Origin of the sequence: Fastidiosibacter lacustris, from assembly GCF_003428155.1 — a bacterium.
GTDB classification, from domain to species: domain Bacteria; phylum Pseudomonadota; class Gammaproteobacteria; order Francisellales; family Francisellaceae; genus Caedibacter; species Caedibacter lacustris.
This window is the reverse complement of sequence record NZ_QLIR01000043.1, coordinates 1-2169: the sequence shown is the minus strand read 5'-3', so window position 1 is coordinate 2169 and position 2169 is coordinate 1. Positions and strand designations below refer to the sequence as shown.

Below are 2169 nucleotides of genomic sequence, written 5' to 3'. Positions count from 1 at the left end.
TACCTATACTTTTTGTCGACAATTGTGCCTCGATTGCTTGCTGTATAGTACTCTTGATTACAATGTTATTATTAACATCTAGCCCTTTTTCTATTTCCTGTCTTACCAAATTCATTGCAATATTAGAGAGTTTATCAACAGATTCACCCGCATTTAACGCCTGTTTAAATTGACCTTCCAACAGAGTCAATGAGGTTGATATCAAACTTTCTTTAGCGCCTTTGCCTACAGATGAGGCAACTTCCTCTTTTAATGGTGTTGTTGATCTCGCATCAACTTGTTCTATTTGTCTAGAACCTAAACCACCACTTGATGCTTGATCGAGAACCAAGTTTGATTGTCCATTGATTGCAAACTTAATATGTTGCACATCTTGTAAAACATTATCTTTATAAACTGATAACTCCAACTCAGCAGGTCCAATGTAATTAGGATTGACATTAAGAATAATGTCAATTCTATTTCCTAAACGAATGATTTCTATATTTCCCTCGGCTGTGCTTAAGCCTTTGACAATAGCCTCTACACTATCACTATTTAATATACTTGCAATCACCACCTTTTGACCAGCATTGATTTCTCCAAATAAAGGATTATTAACCGTACCTTCCCCTGAACTAAAGTTACTATGAACGATATTAGCAATATTACCGTCTGTAAAACCAGCATAGAGTTGTTCATAGGCAACAAGGTTGGTGGATGGTGAAGTTAAACCAGAAGTAAAGCCAAAAAGGCTTCCATTAATAACATAATTACCCTCTGCATTAACAGAAACTCTAAGAGCATTAGTGTCAGTACTCAAAACTGTATTTATTTTTTGAACAGTTAAGTTTGTAGCTGAATTTCGTTTAGCAAGAATCTGATCTCCTGTTGCTGTTTCAATAGTAAGATAATCTGTATCAGCTTCTCTAATAATCGATCCTCTTGGTACAATCACATCTGCAATGCCATCGCCATCTAGATCAACAACTGTTTCACCGTCATTACCGCTTCCAATAATTGCATTGTTGTTATTTGGTAAGGTTACACTGTCACCATCTGCGGTAATCACGGTTATCGTACCATCTCCATTATCAATCACTTGTGAACCATCTGGAACCGTAACATCCACTGTACCATCGCCATCTAGATCAACAACTGTCTCACCGTCATCACCGGTTCCAATAATCGCATTGTTGTTATTTGGCAAGGTTACACTGTCACCATCGGATGTGGTGAAGGTAAATGTACCATCGCCATTATTGACATAGTTTGAACCACTGGGTCCAGTGACATCTAAAACACCATCACCATCACTATCAACGGTTACATTTGTACCATCATCGGTAATCACCGCATTACTATTATCTGGAACAATCACTTCGCTGCCATTAGAGGTAATCACGGTTATCGTACCATCTCCATTATCAATCACTTGTGAATCATCTGGAACCGTAACATCCACTGTACCATCGCCATCTAGGTCAACAACTGTCTCACCGTCATCACCGCTTCCAATAATCGCATTGCTGTTATTTGGTAAGGTCACACTGTCACCATCGGATGTGGTGAAGGTAAATGTACCATCGCCATTATTGACATAGTTTGAACCACTGGGTCCAGTGACATCTAAAACACCATCACCATCACTATCAACGGTTACATTTGTACCATCATCGGTAATCACCGCATTACTATTATCTGGAACAATCACTTCGCTGCCATTAGAGGTAATCACGGTTATCGTACCATCTCCATTATCAATCACTTGTGAATCATCTGGAACCGTAACATCCACTGTACCATCGCCATCTAGGTCAACAACTGTCTCACCGTCATCACCGCTTCCAATAATCGCATTGCTGTTATTTGGTAAGGTTACACTGTCACCATCTGCGGTAATCACGGTTATCGTACCATCTCCATTATCAATCACTTGTGAGTTATCCGGAACCGTAACATCCACTGTCCCATCGCCATCTAGATCAACAACTGTCTCACCGTCATCACCGCTTCCAATAATTGCATTGTTGTTATTTGGTAAGGTTACACTGTCACCATCTGATGTGGTGAAGGTAAATGTACCATCGCCATTATTGACATAGTTTGAACCACTGGGTCCAGTGACATCTAAAACACCATCACCATCACTATCAACGGTTACATTTGTACCATCATCGGTAATCACCG

Annotated in this window: 1 protein-coding gene; it reads right to left on the bottom strand. The window is 39.8% G+C overall.

Features of this window, described 5'->3' with window-relative positions:
• A partial coding sequence (locus DNJ77_RS09770; protein WP_204723398.1) for a beta strand repeat-containing protein occupies positions 1-2169 on the bottom strand: 2169 nt, incomplete at both ends.